Origin of the sequence: Aeromonas caviae, from assembly GCF_000819785.1 — a bacterium.
GTDB classification, from domain to species: Bacteria; Pseudomonadota; Gammaproteobacteria; order Enterobacterales; family Aeromonadaceae; genus Aeromonas; species Aeromonas caviae.
Window position 1 is genome coordinate 65947 of record NZ_CDBK01000094.1, and the last position, 19326, is coordinate 85272.

A 19326-nucleotide genomic window follows, 5' to 3' on the forward strand; every position below is an offset into this window, starting at 1 on the left:
ATCCCTGCCCAGTTTCCCTCGACAGACGGAGCCGGGTTGCGCCATTGTGCGATGGCTTTTCGGGAATCAACCGATACCGGCAGGTATCAATGAAAGGGGTCATCAGCCAATGAACTTGTTTGTGACGAAGCGTAACGGACACAAAGAACCCATCGATCTGGATAAAATTCACCGTGTGCTCGACTGGGCTGCCGAGAAGCTCGACAACGTGTCGGTCTCCCAGGTGGAGCTCAAGTCCCACATCCAGTTCTATGACGGTATCCGTACCGCCGACATCCACGAGACCATCATCAAGGCTGCTGCTGACCTCATCTCCGAGCAAAGCCCGGACTACCAGTACATGGCTGCCCGTCTGGCCATCTTCCACCTGCGCAAGAAGGCCTACGGCCAGTTCGAGCCGCCCCACCTGTATCAGCACGTCGCCAGACTGGTGGACATGGGCAAGTACGACAAGCACCTGCTGGAAGACTACACCCAGGCGGAATTTGAGGAGCTGAACGGCTACCTCGATCACTGGCGCGACATGGACTTCTCCTACGCGGCGGTCAAGCAGCTCGAAGGCAAGTACCTGGTACAGAACCGCGTCACCGGCGAGATCTACGAGAGCCCGCAGTTCCTCTACATCCTGGTAGCGGCCTGCCTCTTCTCCAAGTATCCGAAAGATACCCGTCTGGACTACATCAAGCGCTTCTATGATGCGGTCTCGACCTTCAAGATCTCCCTGCCGACCCCGATCATGAGCGGCGTGCGCACCCCGACCCGCCAGTTCAGCTCCTGCGTGCTGATCGAGTGTGACGACAGCCTGGATTCCATCAATGCCACCGCCAGCGCCATCGTGCGCTACGTGTCCCAGCGCGCCGGCATCGGCATCAACGCCGGTCGCATCCGTGGTCTGGGCAGCCCCATCCGTGGCGGCGAAGCCTTCCACACCGGCTGCATCCCCTTCTACAAATACTTCCAGACTGCGGTGAAGTGCTGCTCCCAGGGCGGCGTGCGCGGCGGTGCGGCCACCCTGTTCTACCCGCTGTGGCACACCGAGGTGGAGAGCCTGCTGGTACTGAAGAACAACCGCGGCGTGGAAGAGAACCGGGTCCGTCACATGGACTACGGCGTGCAGATCAACAAGCTGATGTACCAGCGCCTCATCAAGGGCGGTGACATCACTCTGTTCTCCCCGTCCGATGCACCAGGCCTCTATGACGCCTTCTTCGCGGACCAGGACAAGTTTGAAGAACTCTACGTCAAGTACGAGCAGGATCCGGCCATTCGCAAGAAGACCCTGAAGGCGGTGGATCTCTTCTCCCTGATGATGCAGGAGCGCGCCGGTACCGGTCGCATCTACATCCAGAACGTGGATCACTGCAACACCCACAGCCCGTTCGATCCGAGCGTGGCGCCGGTACGCCAGTCCAACCTCTGCCTCGAGATTGCGCTGCCCACCAAGCCGCTCAACAACGTGGATGACGAGGACGGCGAGATTGCCCTGTGCACCCTCTCCGCCTTCAACCTGGGCGCCATCGAGAAGCTGGAAGATCTGGAAGAGATGGCCGAACTGGCCGTGCGCGCTCTGGACGCCCTGCTCGACTATCAGGACTACCCGCTCAAGGCAGCCAAGAAGGGCAGCATGAACCGCCGCACTCTGGGGATCGGCGTCATCAACTACGCCTACTACCTGGCGAAAAACGGTGCCCGCTACTCCGACGGTTCCGGTCTGGCCCTGACCCACCGCACCTTCGAGGCGATCCAGTACTACCTGCTGAAGGCCTCCGTGCAACTGGCCCGCGAGTTCGGCCCCTGCCCGGCCTTCAACGAGACCACCTATGCCCAGGGTATCCTGCCCATCGATACCTATAAAAAGGATCTGGACACCCTGTGCAACGAGCCGCTGCACCTGGACTGGGAAACCTTGCGCGAAGAGATCAAGACCGTGGGTCTGCGCAACTCCACCCTGACCGCCCTGATGCCGAGCGAGACCTCCAGCCAGATCTCCAACGCCACCAACGGCATCGAGCCGCCCCGCGGCCTGGTGTCGGTGAAAGCCTCCAAGGACGGCATCCTCAAGCAGGTGGTGCCGGAGTACCATCGCCTGAAGGATCAGTACGAACTGCTGTGGAAACAGCCGAGCGTCGACGGTTACCTGCAGTTGGTCGGCATCATGCAGAAGTTCGTGGATCAGGCGATCTCCGCCAACACCAACTACGACCCGGCCCGCTTCGAAGGCAACAAAGTGCCGATGAAGCAGTTGCTCAAAGACTTGCTGACCGCCTACAAATACGGTCTCAAGACCCTCTACTATCACAACACCCGTGATGGTGCCGACGACACCCAGACCGATCTGCAAGATGACGGCTGCGCTGGCGGGGCTTGCAAGATCTAACCGCGAAACGCACTGATAAACCGGGCGGGAGCATCAAGCTCCCGCCCTCCTGTTTTCCCTATTTCACGGCATTCGAACCATGGCTTACTCTACTTTTTGCCAGACCCAAAACGATCAGCTCAAGGAGCCGATGTTCTTCGGCCAGTCGGTCAACGTGGCCCGTTATGATCAGCAAAAGCACGACATCTTCGAGCGGCTGATCGAGAAGCAGCTCTCCTTCTTCTGGCGCCCGGAAGAGGTGGACGTCTCCCACGACCGCATCGACTTCCAGGCTCTGCCGCCCCACGAGCAGCACATCTTCATCTCCAACCTGAAGTACCAGACCTTGCTGGATTCCATTCAGGGCCGCAGCCCCAACGTTGCCCTGCTGCCCCTGGTCTCCATTCCGGAGCTGGAGACCTGGATCGAGACCTGGGCCTTCTCCGAGACCATCCACTCTCGCTCCTACACCCACATCATCCGCAACATCGTCAACAACCCGGGCCAGGTGTTCGACGACATCGTGACCAACGAGCAGATCTTGAAGCGCGCCGGCTCCATCAGCCACTTCTATGACGATCTCATCGAGGCCACCTCCGTCTATCACCTGCACGGTGAGGGGACCCACCGGATCGGGGATCGCGAAGTCACCATCAGCCTGCGGGAGCTCAAGAAGAAGCTCTACCTGTGCCTGATGAGCGTCAACGCCCTCGAAGCAATCCGCTTCTACGTGAGCTTCGCCTGCTCCTTCGCCTTCGCCGAGCGCGAGCTGATGGAGGGCAACGCCAAGATCATCAAGATGATCGCCCGTGACGAGGCCCTGCACCTGACCGGCACCCAGCACATGCTGAACCTGATGCGCAGCGGCAACGACGACCCCGAGATGGCGGAGATCGCCGTCGAGTGCGAGCAGGCCTGCTTCGAGCTGTTCAAGGAAGCGGCCCTGCAGGAGAAGGAGTGGGCCGAGTACCTGTTCCAGGACGGCTCCATGATCGGCCTGAACAAGGACATCCTCTGCCAGTACGTGGAATACATCACCAACCTGCGCATGGCCGCCGTCGGCTTGCAACCGGCCTTTGCCGGCACCAAGCAGAACCCCATCCCCTGGATCAACACCTGGCTCTCCTCCGACAACGTGCAGGTGGCGCCCCAGGAAGTGGAAGTAAGCTCCTATCTGGTGGGTCAGATAGACAGTGAAGTGCACGCCGACGATCTCGGTGACTTCGAGCTGTGATGCAAGGCGACCTCTGCTGGCAGACCATAATGCGGGAGAGCGACGTCCGTGAGTGACGCCACCGCCACCCTGAACGTGCCCCTGCATACCGCCACCACGGCGCCGGAGGGGCAAGCCCCCCAGGTACAGACCCTGGACGGTGTGCTGCACCCCCATCCCGGCGAAAGCGTGCTGGAGACCCTGGAGCGCCACGGCCATCACGTGGAGTTCCAGTGCCGCAGCGGCTATTGCGGCGCCTGCCGCACCCCGCTGCTGGCGGGCAAGGTGCACTACGCCGCCGTCCCGCTCGCCTTTGTCTCCCAGGGGGAGTGCCTCCCCTGCTGCTGTCAGCCGGTGGGCGCCATCAAGCTCGATATCCGAAAGGGCTGACGGCCCTTGTCGCCAGATCTGCCCTGCAAACAAAAAGCCGCCGGATTGCTCCGGCGGCTTTTTTCATGGGAATCTCCCGTCTCTTGAGAGAAATGAGGGGCCATGGCCCCTCTTACATTACAACCCGGGGGCATTACAACCAGGGAGCGGCAGTCGGCCCGTGGTGCAGACCCAGCTTCCAGACCCGGCCAAAGTGCTTGTAATGACCGGCCGCGACACCGGCTTTCTCCCCCATGCCGTGGTAGAGATCGAGGTGCCCCTTCTTCACCGCGCCCCCCACATCCAGCGCAATCAGCAGCCGCAGCTGGTGCTTGCCGGTCCAGTTGCCCTCTTTGTCCAGCAGCGGCACTTCCGCGAGGATGGGGGTACCCATGGGCAGCAGGGTCTTGTCGGCAGCCACCGCCGCCATCGGCAAGAGCGGAATGCCGGCAGCCCCCACCACGTCATTGGTGGGACGGCGCTCGAAGAAGACATAGGAGGGGTTCTGCTCCACCAGCTCCTTCACGCTCTCTTCCGGCTGACGATTGGCCCACTCCTTGATGGCCTTCATGGACATCTGCTCCTTGGGCACTTCGCCACGGTCGATGAGCACCCGGCCAATGCTGACATAGCCGTGGCCGTTCTTGCCGCTGTAACCAAGGTACTGCAACCGGTCGTCATCGCCGTAGTGAACGAAGCCGGAACCCTGCACGTCCATCAGGAAGTTGTCGATGAGGGATTTGCTGTAGCCCAGCTCCAGCCCCCGGTTGGCCAGCGCCCCCCGGTGGATCTCGGCCCGGCTCGGGCAGCGACCGCCGCAGTTGGGCATGGCATAGATGGGATACTTGTACTGGGCGTCCGGGCGATGGCGCACCTCCAGCACCGGCGAGTAGTAACCGGTGAAGAGCACGTTGCCCATGCGGTCGGCACCGCCAAGCTGCGCCAGGCTGATGCCGTACTGGGTGATATGGGCGGGATTGCCCCCATTGGCGACCCAGCGTGAGAGCTGACGATAGAGCTCCCCATAGCGGCTCGCCATGCGGCCGGAGCGTTCCATCACCATCCGGCTCTGGGGACCGAACTTGCTGTAATCGGCGCGGGCGCGGCTGTTGACCCGCTCTACCCGCACCAGATCCCCCGGCAGGGCGCCATCCAGATACTGCTTGCCCAGATTCTCAGGGATCTCGCAGTTCAGAAAACATCCGGATTCCACCTTCTTCTGGGGCACCTTGACCGGTTCAGGATTGCCCGCACAACCGGCCAGCCCCACCACGGCGACGGCCAACCAGTACGCATGTCTATTCATATGTCCTCATATAACACCGAGTGTCTTGCACGGCGGGGAAGATGCCAAAATTGCCCGGGGAAAGCAAACGCCTTCACGCCCCTGACGACGGATTTCTCCTGCCGTGATCTTCTGGGTTATAACAAGGTGACAAGGTGTGAGAGGTCATGGATGGAACAGCTCGAAATCTTCCCGCTCCAGAGCCCCTGTGTCGGGGTCTGCGAACTGAACAACAAGGGGTATTGCAAGGGATGCCTGCGAAGTCGCGAGGAGCGTTTCAACTGGCTTGCCATGACCCCTGCCCAGCAGCAGGAGGTGATGCGCCTGTGCCGCAGCCGCAAGGCCAGGGTCGAGGCCGCTCGCCGCAAGGCGCAGGCCGCAGAGGCGGCCGATCCGCCGCCCCCGCCGGGCTGGGATTTTTAAATCCCACGTTGCCCCTCCCCCCAACAAGAAAGGCGGCCCCAGGGCCGCCTTGTCATTAAGAGTGTGTCACGCCGTGACGCCCTCAGGCGGTCGCCAGCTTGGCCTGCTCCTCGCCACGCTTGAGCATGGCGTAGGCCACCCCGGTCACCAGAGAACCGGCCGCGATCGCCAGGATGTACATCATCACATGGCTGATGGCGTTCGGGATGAAGAGCACGAACAGACCACCATGGGGTGCCACCAGCTCGCAGCCGAACAGCATGGAGAGCGCACCGGTCAGGGCGCCGCCCGCCATGCAGGCCGGGATGACGCGCATGGGATCCTTGGCGGCAAACGGGATGGCCCCCTCGGAGATGAAGCACAGACCCAGCACGAAGGAGGCCTTGCCCGCTTCCTGCTCCGCCTTGATGAACTTTCTGCTGGCCAGGAAGGTCGCGATCCCCATCCCCAGTGCAGGCACCATGCCGGCGGCCATGACCGCTGCCATGGGGGCATAGGTCTTGGAGGCGAGCAGGCCGACACCGAAAGCATAAGCCGCCTTGTTGACCGGGCCACCCATGTCGAAGCACATCATGGCGCCGATGATGACACCCAGCAGCACGGCGTTGGCAGAGCCCATGTTGTTGAGGAACTCGGTCATGGCGTTCATGATGCCCGCCACCGGGCCACCCACCACGTAGATCATCACCAGACCGGTGAACAAGCTGGCAAAGAGCGGAATGATGAGGATGGGCTTGAGGGCTTCCAGGGTGACCGGCAGGCGCACCTTGTCGCTCAGGAACTTGGCGCTGTAACCGGCGAGGAAGCCGCCGACGATGCCGCCAAGGAAACCGGCGCCGAGCGAGCTTGCCAGCATACCGGCGATCATGCCGGGCGCCAGACCCGGACGGTCGGCGATGGAGTAGGCGATGTAGCCTGCCAGCACCGGGATCATCAGGGCGAAGGCGGAGCCGCCACCGATCTTCATCAGGGCCGCGGCCAGCGTCCCCTCTTCCTTGAACGCTTCAATGCCGAAGATGAAGGAGAGCGCGATGATAAGGCCCCCCGCCACCACCATGGGCAGCATGAAGGAGACGCCGGTCAGCAGGTGCTTGTAGGGGCCCGCCTTTTCCTCTTTCTTGACCGCGGCCGCGCCGCTGTGGCGATAGACCTTCGCCTCGGTCCAGGCCTTGTCGAGCTCGGCCCGGGTTTTCTTCAGGGCAGCCCCCGTGCTGGTGCGATAGACGGGCTTGCCGTCAAAGCGCGCCATGTCCACCTCGATGTCGGTGGCGAGGAACACCAGATCGGCGGCGGCAATCTCGTCCGCCGTCAAGGCATTCTGGGCACCGACCGAGCCCTGGGTTTCGACGCGGATCTGGTGACCCAGCTGCTTGGCCATGGTCTCCAGGGCCTCGGCCGACATGAAGGTGTGGGCCACCCCGGTCGGGCAGGCCGTCACCGCCACGATGCGCTTGGCACCGCTGGCCGGTTTGGCAACCACAGGTGCCGCCTCATGGCGATAGACGCTGGCACCGCTTCGCGCGGCGTCCAGCAGGGCTGCGGGATCCTGGAGCGCCAGATCCATGTCGCCCCGATAGAGCGACTTGCCGTCATAGGCGGCGAGATCCACCGGTGCGCTGGCAACGACCAGCACCAGGTCGGCGGCGGCAATCTGCTCTTTCGAGGGAACCTGACGGGGCTGCACGCTGGAGTCGACGTCGAGGGTGAGCTCCCAGCCAGCCAGTTTGGCCTGCTGTTCTATCCGTTTTGCAGCGAGAAAGCTGGTGGCAATGCCCGCCGGGCAAGCCGTAACCAGAATTGCTTTCATTGGGCATCTCCTGAATTAGCCATCAAATGGGGTTGGGGTTGAGTCGGTGCCAGATCATCCAGACGCTGTACGCGCACCTGCTCGAGTAACGGTTTGAGCACATTGATATCGTTGAAGCCGACCGCGACCTGGCTCACCGCCAGTGCCGAGACGGCGGTGGCCAGACGCAGGGTCTGCTCCGGCGTCCAGTCCAGGCTCATGCCATGGACCAGGCCCGCCACCAGGGAGTCGCCGGCACCCACGGTGCTGACCACCTCCATGCGCGGCGGAATCGCCTGCCAGGTGGCATCCGGTGCAAACCAGATGAGGCCGTCGGCACCATTGGAGATCACCACGTTGGGGATCCCGCTTGCCTGCAGCGCGCGGGCGCACTCGGCCTGCTCGCTCAGGGTCTTCACGGGGCGACCCGCCCACTGGCTCAGCTCTTCCAGGTTGGGTTTGACCAGGGTCGGCGCCGCCTTGATCCCTTCACTCAACGCCGCACCGCTGCAATCGAAGATCACCTGCTTGCCCTTGGCCTTGAGCAGGCGAATGAGGCGCGCGCAGTAATCGGGGGCCACCCCTTTGGGCAGGCTGCCCGCCAGCACGAACCAGTCGGAGTGGGGAGCCAGTCGCTCCAGCGCCGCCTCCAGGGCGCTGACATCGCCCTCCTGCACGGCGAGTCCCGGCAGATTGAGATCGGTCACCCGGCCGGATTGTTCGGAGATCTTGACGTTGATCCGGGTGTCGCCCGCCACGCGCACGAAGTGATCGGCAAGGGCACGTTCCTCGAACAGGGAGACGAAGCTCTGCTGGTTGCCCTCACCGAGCCAGCCGGTCAGGCCTACGTCACGGCCGAGATCTTTCAAGACCATGGCGACGTTGATCCCCTTGCCCGCTGCGCGCAAGTTGGCCTCGCTCACCAGATTGACCTCGCCAAGGTGCATGGCCTCCAGACGGGTGGTGAGATCGAGCGCGGGATTGAGGGTGATGGTGACGATGTCCATCAGTGCGCCCCCTCGCCCAAGCCGGCGGCAATGGCTTCGCCAATGCCCTTGAGGGCTGCTTCGGCATCCGCTCCTTCGGCGCGAAACGCCAGACGATGACCGCACTTGACCCCAAGCCCGATCACCTTCATCAGGCTCTTGGCAGAGACGGCTTCACCGCTGCCATCGAGGTTGGCGACGCGGATGTCGGATTCATACTCCTTGGCCACCTTGACCAGCATGGCGCCCGGACGGGCATGCAGACCGTGGGGGTTGATGATGGTGAAGGTCTCGGACAGCCCGCTCGCCGGACCCGCCTGCAACATGGCCAGACCGTCGCTGCCAGAAAGGGTGGCCAGCTGGCCGGCTGCGGCCAGCTTGGCCAGATTCTCGAGTTGCGGCAGATGGCCGCTATCTGCGGCACACAGCAGTAGCAGGGCGCTGACCGGCAATTCACCGACGTTCAGCGGGGTGCTCGGGGTGGCCAGCACCCAACCGGTCTGGGCCGCTTGCGCACGGGCCAGCCAGATGCCCTCCCCCAGGTGAACAGGCTGGCTGGCCAGGAGGGCGCTCACCATGGCGGCGTCTCCCCAGCCTGCGGATTTGGCGCGGGCCGCAGCCCCCAGCAGCAACTGGTCCTGGTCGTCGGCCGGGAAGTCCGCCAGGGTCAGGTATTGCACCTCTTTGGCGCCAGTCGCGCCAGTCAGGATATTGATGATGGTCTCTTCGTCGGTCGCCCCCTTGAGCTGGGCTGCGGCCTGCTCGTCACCCAGCACGTGGGTGAGCTGGCGCAAGATCCCCAGGTGCTCGTCGGACTTGGCGGCGATGCCGATGGCGACGTAGGCAATCTGCCCCTCGTCCCACTCGATGCCGTGGGGGAACTGGGCCACCATGACACCGGTGCTCTTCACCAGATGACGGGTGTCCGTGGTGCCGTGGGGAATGGCGATACCGCTGCCAAGATAGGTGGCGTGCTGCGCTTCCCGCGCCAGCATGCCGTCCACGTAACCTGCTTCAACCAGACCGGCGTCGGTCAGTTTGCTTGCCAGCAGGGCGATGGCGTCCGCCTTGGTCGTCACCGATTGTCCCAGCAGGATTTGCTGTCGCGCCAACTTCAACATAGAGATTCTCCATCAGGTCCGGCTTCACCTCGCGGCGTACCGGCTCAACTCAACTCGATTTTCGGGTAACTTGCCTGCTGACAATAGACGGTGATCTCTCGCTTTGGTGAGCCGGAACCCATTTCCAAGTGCAGATAATCATCCGTTACTGACAAGCTGAATCGTTTCACTTACACTCAGACTGAATCGTTTCAGCGCATTGTTCAAGATCCCGCAGAAAGTACGTTTCAATGATATGATCCCGCGCACACTTTTCGGCGCCCCAACCAGGAACCGGCGCGGGCCTTGCAACTCAAACAGAGCCAACATGATGAAACTGGATGAAATCGCCGCGCTGGCCGGTGTCTCTCGCACCACCGCCAGCTATGTGATCAATGGCAAGGCCGATCAATACCGCATCAGCCAGGCAACCCGCGACAAGGTGATGGCCGTGGTCCATGCCCACAACTATCAGCCGGACAGCCGCGCCGCTTCCCTGCGCGGCGGCCAGACCCGCACCCTCGGCTTCATCCTGCCCGACCTCGAAAACGCCAGTTACGCCAAGCTCGCCAAGCGCCTGGAGCAAGGGGCCCGCACCCAGGGATATCAGTTGCTCATCGTCTGCTCGGAGGACGATCCGGACACCGAAAAGGAGCTGGCCCGGATGCTGGTGAGCCGCCATGTGGACGCGCTCCTGGTGGCAAGCTGCCTCCCCCCGGCGGATCCATTCTACCTGGAGCAGCAGTCCAGGGGCGTGCAGATCCTCGCCATCGACCGTGCCATGGCCACCGAGCACTTCGTCACCGTGGCGAGTGAAAACCAGAAGGCGAGCCTGGACCTCACCGCCTCCCTGCTCACCCCGGCCATCGGTCATATCGCCTTGATCACCGCGCTGCCGGAACTGACGATCAGCCAGGAGCGAAAAGCGGGCTTCGAGCAGGCCATTGCCAGTCACAGTGCGACCCGCCACCTGTGTGAAGGGGCCCACTTCTCGCGCACAGAAGGGTATCGCCTGATCAAGACGCTCCATCAGCAGCTCGGCCAACTGCCCGAGGCGCTGATCACCACCTCCTACATCCTGATGGAGGGGGTGCTCGACTACCTGCTGGAGCAGGAGGCCGACATGAGCCAGCTCGCCATGGCTACCTTCGGGGATGACCGCCTGCTCGATTTCCTCCCCTTTGGCATCAACTCCCTGCCCCAGCAGCACGACGCCCTGGCAAGCCAGGCCCTGACGCTGGCCCTCAAGGCGGTCAATGGCGACTACCAGAGCGGCCTGCACTATGTGAGCCGTACCCTCAAACGCCGCCGCTGACCCGGCAACGACGCACCACCCCGGGGGCGGCCCGCAGTGCCAGCCCCTGAGCCTCCTCCCCCACACCTGCTTGTGTTCTCCCCTGTTGTCTCAGCTTTTGCCCTTCGCCTTCTGGCTTTGAGGTGATCTGCCGGGCGGCAACCCCGCGCCAGGGCACGTTTATCGGCGCCTCGGCTCGCTATAAGTGAAAATGATGGCTTTTGGGAGTATGACCCGATGTTTGCTTATATCGGGCCAGTCGCACCACCAGGGCCCCGTGTTACCCTCTGCAAGCCCTGTTGCCGCCAACGCGGGCGCTCTTGATGTCGACCCGCAACGCAGCCTGACGGGCGGCCTCCCCTTGAGGGGCGCATTTTTTCGGCGCATGGCGCAATGTGTCACTTTTTATTGCCACCCTTCGGCTTGCCACAGCACAAAATCCGCTTTTAAGGGGTTGTTTCCGCCATTTCAATCCGCTAACTTGGCAACCAATTTTTACAACTGACAGGTTTCAGGTACAGATGTATCCACACCGATATTGCTAGCCTCCGGCTTTTCCCCGGAGGCGTCCCCCGACACAGCCAACTGGCTCTCTCTTGTTTGCAACAGCGCCCCTCACTTTCGGATGGATGACATGAATACCAAGACCCTGGGTTGTACCCTGTTGATTGCCGGCACCACCATAGGCGCCGGCATGCTGGCCCTGCCGCTGGCCTCCTCGTCCCTGGGCGGCCCCGCCACCCTGATGCTGATGATCGGCCTCTGGGCCCTGATGGCCTTCACCGCCATGCTGCAGGTGGAAGCCAGCCTCAGCACCGGCAAGTGGTACCTGCACCAGCTGGCGGATCACCTGCTCGGCCCCTGGGGCAAGGGCATCGCCTCCTTCTGCATCCTGATGCTGTTCTACGCCCTGGCCTCCGCCTACATCAGCGGCGGCAGCAGCCTGCTGGCCCAGGCACTGGCCGATGCCGGCCTTCCCCTCGGCCAGGAGCAGGCGGCCTGGGTCTTTACCCTGCTGTTTGGCGGCATGGTGTGCGTCGGCACCAGGCCGGTGGATTACCTCAACCGCCTGATGTTCACCGTGAAGCTGGTGATCATGGTGGCGGTGCTGGCGCTGCTGCTGCCCCGCGCCCAGGGGCAGCACCTGCTCTCCATGCCCCTCGGGGAAGGCTTGCTGCTGGCGGGTCTGCCGGTCATCTTCACCTCCTTCGGCTTCCACGGCTCCATCCCGAGCGTCATGCTCTACCTCGGGGACAACCCCAGGCAGTTGCGCCGGGTCTTCGTGTGGGGCTCCGCCTTGCCGCTCGTGCTCTACGTGCTGTGGCAGATCGCCATCCTGGGGCTGCTGGGTCAGCAATCCCTGATCCAGACCGGCGGCGCCCTGGACAGCCTGCTGGCCAACGTCGGCGGCCTGGTGAGCTGGCCCGCCTTCAACCAGGCGATGCATCTGTTTGCGGATCTCGCGCTCGCCACCTCCTTCCTCGGGGTGACCCTGGGACTGTTCGACTTCATGGCCAAGGTGACCCGTCGCAAGGACAACTGGCAGGGCCGCACCCAGACCGGCCTCATCACCTTCGTGCCGCCCCTGCTGTTCGCCCTCTACTTCCCGCAAGGCTTCATCATGGCGCTGGGTTACGCCGCCATTGCGCTGGCGGTGCTGGCGGTGCTGCTGCCGGTGGCCCTGGTGTGGCAGAGCCGCAAGCAGGCCGAGGCGCACCACTACCGCGCCCCGGGTGGCGTGCTGGCTCTGGGTCTGGCCGGTGCCATGGGGGTACTCATCGTCGGAGTGCAGGTCAGCGTCAGCATGGGGCTGCTGCCCGCCCTCTGATCTCCCCGGCCCGACAAACAGAAACGCCGCAAAGAGACACGCCCCGCCAACCCAGTTGGCGGGGCGTGTCATTGGCACGGGCTCACTTGGCCGACCCGCGCCCCTCCTCGCGAAGCCCATCCAACAATGAACATTTGAGCGCAACCATGTATAGATATGTACATGACTGCGCCCCTGCCCTACACTGCTTAGCAGACAACCCACGATCCCGTGCCCGTCTGGCACGCCAACCCGGGAGGCAACATGGCCGCCACCGCATCTCTTCCCCGGCAACAGCCCGCCGTCGATCCCAGCAAGGCCCTGCCCGTGGTGTTTAGCATCCTGGACAAATGGCAGTGCAGCACGGATGAACAGCTCAGGCTGCTTGGCATTACCTCCCGCTCCACCCTGAACAAGTACAAGGAGGCCAGCGGCGGTATTCGGCTGAGCGCCGATCTCCAGGAGCGGATGAGCTATCTGCTCAACATCCACAAGAGCCTGCGGCTGCTGTTCAGCCTGGATGAGAGCATCTATGGCTGGGTGCGCAAACCCAACAGCCACCCCTTCTTCGCCGGGCGCAGCGCGATGGAGGTCATGCAGGGTGGGCGGGTGGCCGATCTCTACGAAGTGGCCACCCGGCTGCACGCCTGGCGCGGGGAGATGGCCTGATGTCCTCCCCGCCCTTGCGCACCTTCCACAATGCCTGCGCCTATCGCATCATTCCGAGCCGCTTTCCCCCCATCTGCCTCTATGAAGACGTCGCTACCGCCGACGAGCTGGAGGCGGTCTGGGCCGTCGAGGCCCTGACCAACGACAGGCTGAGGGAAGAGGCGGGCGAGCTGATGCGGGTGCCCAGGGAAGACTGGCTGGTGGGGCTGCCCGGCGGCAGCTATGTGATGGCCGCCTTCACCCACCTCAATCCCGAGGGTGCCCGTTTCACCACGGGGGACTTTGGCGGCTACTATTGTGCCCCCTCCCTCGACACCGGCATCAAGGAGACGGTCTACCACAGGGAGCGGATCTTCGGGTACACCCGGGAGCCGGCCCAGAAGGTGCAGATGCGGGTGATCCAGGCGCAGTTCAGCGCCAGCCTCATCGACATCACGGGCCCGGCGTTTCTGCCAGGCCCCCTCTATCACGCCACCGATTACGGCCCCGCCCAGGCCTTCGCCCGGGAGCAGAAGGTCGCCGGGGCGGACGGCATCCACTACCGCTCGGTGCGCCACCCCGGTCACGACTGTCACGTGCTCTATCGCCCCCGTCTGGTCAGCCGGGTGGACCACGCCCGTCATCTGGAGTACCACTGGAGCGGCGAGGCCATCACCCATGTACTGGAGATCCGCCTCTACGGTGAATAGCGTCTACCAGGACAAAAAAAGCCCCGCCAGATTGGCGGGGCTTTTTGTATCAACCGAACAGTGGGGGAGCCTGGCTCCCTGGCCGCTTACTGGTTGTGGCTGGCGCGACGGGGACGACGGGCCTGGGCCGGTTTGGCGGCGCCGCCTTCCGGACGCTGACCGCCCTGGGGCTTGGGCTTGCCACCGTTGCCGGAGCGATTACCGCCGCCATTGCCACCGTTGGCAGAGCGACCGGCACCCTGACGCTGGCCCTGACCTTGCGGGCGCGGCGCACGGCGCTGCTCGCTCGGATCGCGCGGCTCTTTGCGAAGCGGCGCGCCGATGCCACGGGCGATGTTGTCGAGGGTCTCGCGGGAGGCTTCAAAACCGGCCACCTGCTCGCACGGAATGTTCTGCTTGGTCAGCCGCTCGATGGCCTTGATGAGCTTGCCTTCATCGGCCGCGACCAGGGAGATGGCGTGACCGGCGGCGCCGGCACGACCGGTACGGCCGATACGGTGCACGTAATCTTCCGCCACGTTCGGCAGCTCGAAGTTGACCACCTGCGGCAGTTTGTCGATGTCCAGACCACGGGCGGCGATGTCGGTCGCCACCAGCACCTTGACGCTGCCATCCTTGAAGCCGGCCAGGGCACGGGTACGGGCACCCTGGCTCTTGTTGCCGTGGATGGCGGCGGCGCTGACGCCGTTCTTGTCGAGGGTCTCGGCAACGCGGTTGGCCATGTGCTTGGTACGGGTGAACACCAGCACCTGCTGCCAGTCGTTGCTGGTGACCAGGTGGCTCAGCAGGGCAATCTTGTTGGCCTTGTCACAGGGGTGTACCAGCTGCTCGATGCGCTCGGCGGTGCTGTTGCGCGGGGTCACTTCGATCACCGCCGGGTTGTCCAGCAGACCGGTGGCCAGCTCGCGAATTTCGTCGGCGAAGGTGGCAGAGAACAGCAGGTTCTGGCGCTTCTTCGGCAGCAGGGCCAGAATGCGGCGGATGTCGCGGATAAAGCCCATGTCGAGCATGCGATCCGCTTCGTCCAGTACCAGGATCTCCACTTCGTCGAACTTGACGGCGTTCTGGTTGTAGAGATCCATCAGGCGGCCCGGGCAGGCCACCAGCACGTCCAGACCACGGCGGGTCGCCATCATCTGCGGGTTGATGCTCACGCCGCCAAATACCACGTGGCTGCGGATCGGCAGGTGTTTGCCGTAGTTGCGCACGCTCTCGCCCACCTGGGCGGCCAGCTCGCGGGTCGGGGTCAGCACCAGGGCACGGATGCGATTCGGGGAAACCTTGCGCTTGCTTTCAGTCAGACGCTGCAGCATCGGCAGGGTAAAACCTGCGGTCTTGCCGGTCCCGGTCTGGGCGGCGGCCATCAGATCACGGCCAGCCAGTACCGCCGGGATCGCTTGTTGCTGAATGGGAGACGGGGTGTCGTAGCCTTGCTCGGCAACGGCACGCAACAAGGGTTCGGCCAGACCGAGGGAAGTAAAACTCATAGTTACCTGCTAGGGATAGGGGCGCCAAAGATCGTGGTGGGGCTCCTCTGCTGAGCCGATGCCATCTCACAGGATCCGGGCCTATAGAGAAAACAACGATTTCCCCGGGGAGCAGAGCAAAGGGGAAAGAATAGAGGCGCAGTCTAACGGAGTTGACGCACTTAGACGAGGAAAATGTGATGCACCTCCCAGCGCGGCTGGAAATAGCGACAAAGGCAGGACAAAATGGCCCGAATCGCCGTATGTATCAAAGCCCCTGCACAGCCTGCCGGGGACGGCGCGATACACGGAACAGGAGGTTTTGATTGAAACGGAAGTTCACCCCCACCGCCCGGCGCATGCTGGGCCTCGTCTTGCCCCTGCTCTTCGCCCAGCCCATCGTCGCCAGGGAGACCCTGTCGGTGGCCTGGAGCCACTGGCCCCCTTTCAGTCAAATCGCTGCCGACGGCACCCTCGGCGGACTGGACGTGACCCTGACCCGCCAGATCCTGGGCAAGGCAGGCGTTGAGCCCGCCTTTCGCAACCTCCCCTGGGCCCGGGCCCTCTACCTCATGGAGCGCCAGCAGCTGGACGTGGCCATGGGCGCCCTCAAGACCCCCGAGCGGGAGCGGTTCGCCCGCTTCTCCGCCCCCTATCGGCGCGCCAGCTTCGTGCTGCTGAGCCAGCGCCCGCAGGCCGGGGAGCCCGACAGCTGGCAAGGGTTCACCGAGCTGGCAACCCTGTGCCAGGCCAAGGGGCTGCGCCTTGGCAAGCTGCGGGGCACCCGCCCCCTGCCGATGAGCGAGGAGTGCCCCGCCCTCGGGCAGGCGAGCGAATACAACAGCGATGACAGGCTGCTCACCCTCTTGCTGGCGCGCCGCCTCGACGGCGTCATCATGGAGTGGCAGTACGCCCGCTACCGGCTCGGCCAGCTCGGGGCGAGCGATGCCATCCAGTGTGAGGTGCTCTTGCACCAGCAGCCGGTGCGCCTGATGTTTGCCAAAGAGGCCGTGAGCGATGAGGCGCTCGCCCGCATCGATGCCGCCATCGCCACCCTGCCCTCACCGGATCCCGCCTTTGCGCCGCCCCGCTGCCGCCTGGATGCAACCCGGACCCCATCGCTCTCGACGCCATCGGCCCCCTGAGGCAGGCGCCGGCAAAAATCCATGAAAAAGGCGACCCTGGGGTCGCCTTGTGGTATCTGGTGATCACTCACCTGGCCCGCCGCGTGATCAGCGCAGCTGCGGGGTCTGGGTGTGCACGCCCTGGTTCTGGGCGCGGTGGCGCAGCAGGTGATCCATCAGCACCAGGGCCAGCATGGCCTCGGCGATGGGCACGGCACGGATGCCGACGCAGGGGTCGTGACGACCCTTGGTGATCATCTCGGTGGCCTCACCGCTGGTGGTGATGGTCTTGCCCGGCACCGTGATGCTGGAGGTAGGCTTGAGGGCCATGCTCACCACGATCTCCTGACCCGACGAAATGCCCCCCAGGATGCCCCCCGCATGATTGCTGGCAAAGCCGGTCGGAGTCATCTCGTCCCGATGCTCGGAGCCTTTTTGCTCCACCACCGCGAAGCCGTCACCGATCTCCACCCCTTTCACCGCGTTGATGCCCATCATGGCGTGGGCGATGTCGGCGTCGAGGCGGTCGAACACCGGCTCCCCCAGGCCCACCGGCACGTTGCGCGCCACGACGCACACCTTGGCCCCCACGCTGTTGCCCTCTTTCTTGAGGGCACGCATGTATTCATCCAGCGCCTCCAGCTTGCCCGCATCGGGGAAGAAGAAGGGATTCTGCTCGATCTGGCTCTCGTCGAACCCTTCCGCCTTGATGGGGCCGAGCTGGGAGAGAAAACCCACGATCTCGATGCCGTGCACCTGTTTCAGATACTTCTTGGCGATGGCCCCCGCCGCGACCCGCATGGCGGTCTCGCGGGCCGAGGAGCGGCCGCCGCCACGGTAGTCACGCTGGCCGTACTTCTGGTGATAGGTGTAGTCGGCGTGACCCGGACGGAACAGATCCTTGATCTCGGAGTAGTCCTTGGAGCGCTGATCGGTGTTCTCGATGAGCAGCCCGATGGAGGTGCCGGTAGTCTTGCCCTCGAACACCCCGGAGAGGATCTTCACCTCGTCCGCCTCGCGGCGCTGGGTGGTGTAGCGGGACGTGCCGGGCTTGCGCCTGTCCAGATCCCCCTGCAAATCGTCTTCGCTTATCTCCAGCCCCGGCGGGCAGCCGTCGACCACGGCGCCCAGCGCCAGACCGTGGCTCTCGCCGAAGGTGGTGACCCGAAAGAGTTGGCCGAAACTGTTCCCTGCCATGGATGCTCCTTGCTGCTTAGTTCTTGTAAATGGCGAAATGGGCCTGGTACTGCTCGAGCTCTGCGCGGGTCATCACAAAGACGCCGTGACCGCCGTTCTCGAACTCGACCCAGGTGAAGGGCACCTCGGGGAACTGGGCTTCCAGGTGGATCATGCTGTTGCCCACCTCGACCACCAGCACCCCATCCTCTTTCAGGAAGTCGGCGGCATTGGCCAGCAGGCGCTTGGTGAGCTTGAGGCCGTCGGAGCCAGACGCCAGGGCCAGCTCCGGCTCGTGGCGAAACTCCTCCGGCAGATCCGACATGTCTTCGGAGTCCACGTAGGGCGGGTTGGAGACGATGAGATCGTACTTGTCACCGGCCGGCAGATCCCGGAACAGATCGGAGCGAATGGGGATGACCTGCTGCTCCAGCCCGTGATCGTTGATGTTGCGCTCGGCCACGTTGAGGGCATCGACGCTGATGTCGATGGCATCCACTTCCGCATGGGGGAACTCGTGGGCCATGATGATGGCGATGCAGCCGGAGCCGGTGCACAAGTCCATGATCCGGGTCGGTTCGTCTTTCAGGAAGGGGGCGAACCGGTTGGCCACCATCTCGGCGATGGGGGAGCGCGGGATGAGCACCCGTTCGTCCACGTAGAATTCCCAGCCCGCATACCAGGCCTTGTTGGTCAGGTAGGGCGCCGGAATGCGCTCCTGCACGCGGCGGATGATGAGCTCGGCGATGCGGTGGCGCTCACTGGTGGTCAGGCGGGAGTGGCGCATGGCGGGATCCACGTCCGGCGGCAGATGTAACGCGGGCAGCACCAGTTGCACGGCCTCATCCCAGGCGTTGTCGGTACCATGTCCGTAGAAGATCCCGGCGTCGTTGAAACGACTCATGGCCCAGCGCAACATGTCCTGGATGGTGTGCATTTCGGCAACCACCTCATCGATAAATATCTTGTCCAAATCCACCTCCAAGTCGAGTAATATCCGGCCCGAGAATTTTATACAGCGAGCAAGACGAGTACCTGATGAAAAAAACGCCCTCACTCACAGACGAGGAAAGCCTGCTGTTTCGTGATGCTGTCAAAGGTACCCGGAAAATTAAGCAAGATACCATAAGGGCCTCCTCAAGCCCGGTCAAGCAGAAACGCGAAGTGCGCGAGAGCCGCGAAAAGCTTGGGGTTGACCACTTTTTCAGCGACGAGTACCAGCCCCATCTCGAGGCGGACGGGCCGACCCGTTACGTGCGCGACGACGTGTCAAAATTCGAGCTGAAAAAGCTCAAGCGCGGCAGCTACCCGCCGGAGATTTATCTGGATCTGCACGGCATGAACCAGCACCAGGCCAAGCAGGAGCTGGCGGCCCTGCTCACCCTGTGCCGAAAAGAGAACATCCACGTCGCCTCGGTGATGCACGGCATCGGCAAGCACATCCTCAAGCAGCGCATTCCGAGCTGGCTGGCCCAGCACCCCGCTGTGCGCGCCTTTCACCAGGCGCCGCGGGAGTGGGGGGGCGAGAGCGCCATCCTGGTGCTGCTGGACATCGAGGAGTGACCCCCTTCCCCGCCCCGCCT

The 19326-nt window shown here is 63.6% G+C and carries 17 protein-coding genes; 10 read left to right on the forward strand and 7 right to left on the reverse strand.

Annotated elements, in window-relative coordinates; all coding sequences use genetic code 11:
• Window positions 1-109: 109 nt before the first annotated feature.
• The 3 genes from nrdA to yfaE all read left to right on the forward strand — a co-directional run bounded on the left by nrdA (window position 110) and on the right by yfaE (window position 3959).
• Complete coding sequence (gene nrdA / locus BN1120_RS16755; protein WP_039040757.1) at window positions 110-2377, forward strand: class 1a ribonucleoside-diphosphate reductase subunit alpha; 2268 nt, start codon at window positions 110-112, stop codon at window positions 2375-2377.
• 79 nt (window positions 2378-2456) lie between these two features.
• Complete coding sequence (nrdB, locus tag BN1120_RS16760; protein ID WP_042017109.1) at window positions 2457-3590, forward strand: class Ia ribonucleoside-diphosphate reductase subunit beta; 1134 nt, start codon at window positions 2457-2459, stop codon at window positions 3588-3590.
• 48 nt (window positions 3591-3638) lie between these two features.
• On the forward strand, window positions 3639-3959 hold the full coding sequence (gene yfaE / locus BN1120_RS16765) for a class I ribonucleotide reductase maintenance protein YfaE (RefSeq protein WP_042017113.1): 321 nt from the start codon (window positions 3639-3641) through the stop codon (window positions 3957-3959).
• A gap of 133 nt (window positions 3960-4092) precedes the next feature.
• On the opposite strand, the gene mltA is transcribed toward yfaE, so the two are convergent.
• Window positions 4093-5244 (reverse strand): murein transglycosylase A, encoded by a 1152-nt coding sequence (mltA, locus tag BN1120_RS16770; RefSeq protein WP_042017118.1) that lies wholly within the window; start codon window positions 5242-5244, stop codon window positions 4093-4095.
• 150 nt (window positions 5245-5394) lie between these two features.
• Between mltA and BN1120_RS16775 the strand changes: the two genes are divergently transcribed.
• Window positions 5395-5646 carry a DUF1289 domain-containing protein gene (locus BN1120_RS16775; protein WP_039040754.1) on the forward strand — a complete coding sequence of 84 codons (252 nt, stop codon included), beginning with the start codon at window positions 5395-5397 and terminating at the stop codon, window positions 5644-5646.
• Window positions 5647-5728: 82 nt separating this feature from the next.
• Here BN1120_RS16775 and fruA read toward each other — a convergent pair whose 3' ends face one another.
• Genes fruA through fruB form a run of 3 tightly spaced genes read right to left on the reverse strand, consistent with a single transcriptional unit; the run spans window position 5729 to window position 9539 of the window.
• Window positions 5729-7453, reverse strand: a complete 1725-nt coding sequence (fruA, locus tag BN1120_RS16780) for a PTS fructose transporter subunit IIBC (protein WP_039040753.1) — start codon at window positions 7451-7453, stop codon at window positions 5729-5731.
• Window positions 7450-8439: a 1-phosphofructokinase gene (pfkB, locus tag BN1120_RS16785; protein ID WP_042017119.1), complete on the reverse strand. Its 990-nt coding sequence runs from the start codon at window positions 8437-8439 to the stop codon at window positions 7450-7452. The genes fruA and pfkB overlap by 4 nt, the downstream gene beginning before the upstream one ends.
• Window positions 8439-9539: a fused PTS fructose transporter subunit IIA/HPr protein gene (fruB, locus tag BN1120_RS16790; protein WP_042017120.1), complete on the reverse strand. Its 1101-nt coding sequence runs from the start codon at window positions 9537-9539 to the stop codon at window positions 8439-8441. The genes pfkB and fruB overlap by 1 nt, the downstream gene beginning before the upstream one ends.
• Window positions 9540-9846: 307 nt before the next feature.
• Between fruB and cra the strand changes: the two genes are divergently transcribed.
• The 4 genes from cra (at window position 9847) to BN1120_RS16810 (ending at window position 13977) form a co-directional block, all read left to right on the forward strand.
• A complete protein-coding gene (cra, locus tag BN1120_RS16795; protein ID WP_010674823.1) occupies window positions 9847-10833 on the forward strand; it encodes a catabolite repressor/activator in 987 nt (328 codons plus the stop codon).
• Window positions 10834-11446: 613 nt separating this feature from the next.
• Window positions 11447-12640: an aromatic amino acid transport family protein gene (locus tag BN1120_RS16800; RefSeq protein WP_042017123.1), complete on the forward strand. Its 1194-nt coding sequence runs from the start codon at window positions 11447-11449 to the stop codon at window positions 12638-12640.
• A 243-nt stretch (window positions 12641-12883) separates the two neighbouring features.
• The gene (locus tag BN1120_RS16805) at window positions 12884-13288 is read left to right on the forward strand and encodes an antitoxin Xre-like helix-turn-helix domain-containing protein (RefSeq protein ID WP_042017124.1); all 405 of its coding nucleotides are present in this window, start codon (window positions 12884-12886) and stop codon (window positions 13286-13288) included.
• Window positions 13288-13977 (forward strand): RES family NAD+ phosphorylase, encoded by a 690-nt coding sequence (locus BN1120_RS16810; protein WP_042017126.1) that lies wholly within the window; start codon window positions 13288-13290, stop codon window positions 13975-13977. The genes BN1120_RS16805 and BN1120_RS16810 overlap by 1 nt, the downstream gene beginning before the upstream one ends.
• An 86-nt stretch (window positions 13978-14063) precedes the next feature.
• Here the strand turns inward: BN1120_RS16810 and BN1120_RS16815 are convergent, their stop codons facing one another.
• Window positions 14064-15464, reverse strand: a complete 1401-nt coding sequence (locus BN1120_RS16815; RefSeq protein WP_010674827.1) for a DEAD/DEAH box helicase — start codon at window positions 15462-15464, stop codon at window positions 14064-14066.
• A gap of 305 nt (window positions 15465-15769) precedes the next feature.
• Here BN1120_RS16815 and BN1120_RS16820 point away from each other — a divergent pair, with 305 nt between their 5' ends.
• Window positions 15770-16588, forward strand: a complete 819-nt coding sequence (locus BN1120_RS16820; protein ID WP_042017128.1) for a substrate-binding periplasmic protein — start codon at window positions 15770-15772, stop codon at window positions 16586-16588.
• 87 nt (window positions 16589-16675) lie between these two features.
• Here the strand turns inward: BN1120_RS16820 and aroC are convergent, their stop codons facing one another.
• Together aroC and prmB are read right to left on the reverse strand one after the other, a co-directional pair.
• Window positions 16676-17764: a chorismate synthase gene (gene aroC, locus BN1120_RS16825; RefSeq protein ID WP_042017130.1), complete on the reverse strand. Its 1089-nt coding sequence runs from the start codon at window positions 17762-17764 to the stop codon at window positions 16676-16678.
• Window positions 17765-17780: 16 nt separating this feature from the next.
• On the reverse strand, window positions 17781-18716 hold the full coding sequence (gene prmB, locus BN1120_RS16830; RefSeq protein WP_039040745.1) for a 50S ribosomal protein L3 N(5)-glutamine methyltransferase: 936 nt from the start codon (window positions 18714-18716) through the stop codon (window positions 17781-17783).
• Between the two features lie 65 nt (window positions 18717-18781).
• Between prmB and smrB the strand changes: the two genes are divergently transcribed.
• Window positions 18782-19306 carry an endonuclease SmrB gene (gene smrB, locus BN1120_RS16835; protein WP_041211465.1) on the forward strand — a complete coding sequence of 175 codons (525 nt, stop codon included), beginning with the start codon at window positions 18782-18784 and terminating at the stop codon, window positions 19304-19306.
• The last annotated feature ends 20 nt before the right edge of the window (window positions 19307-19326 follow it).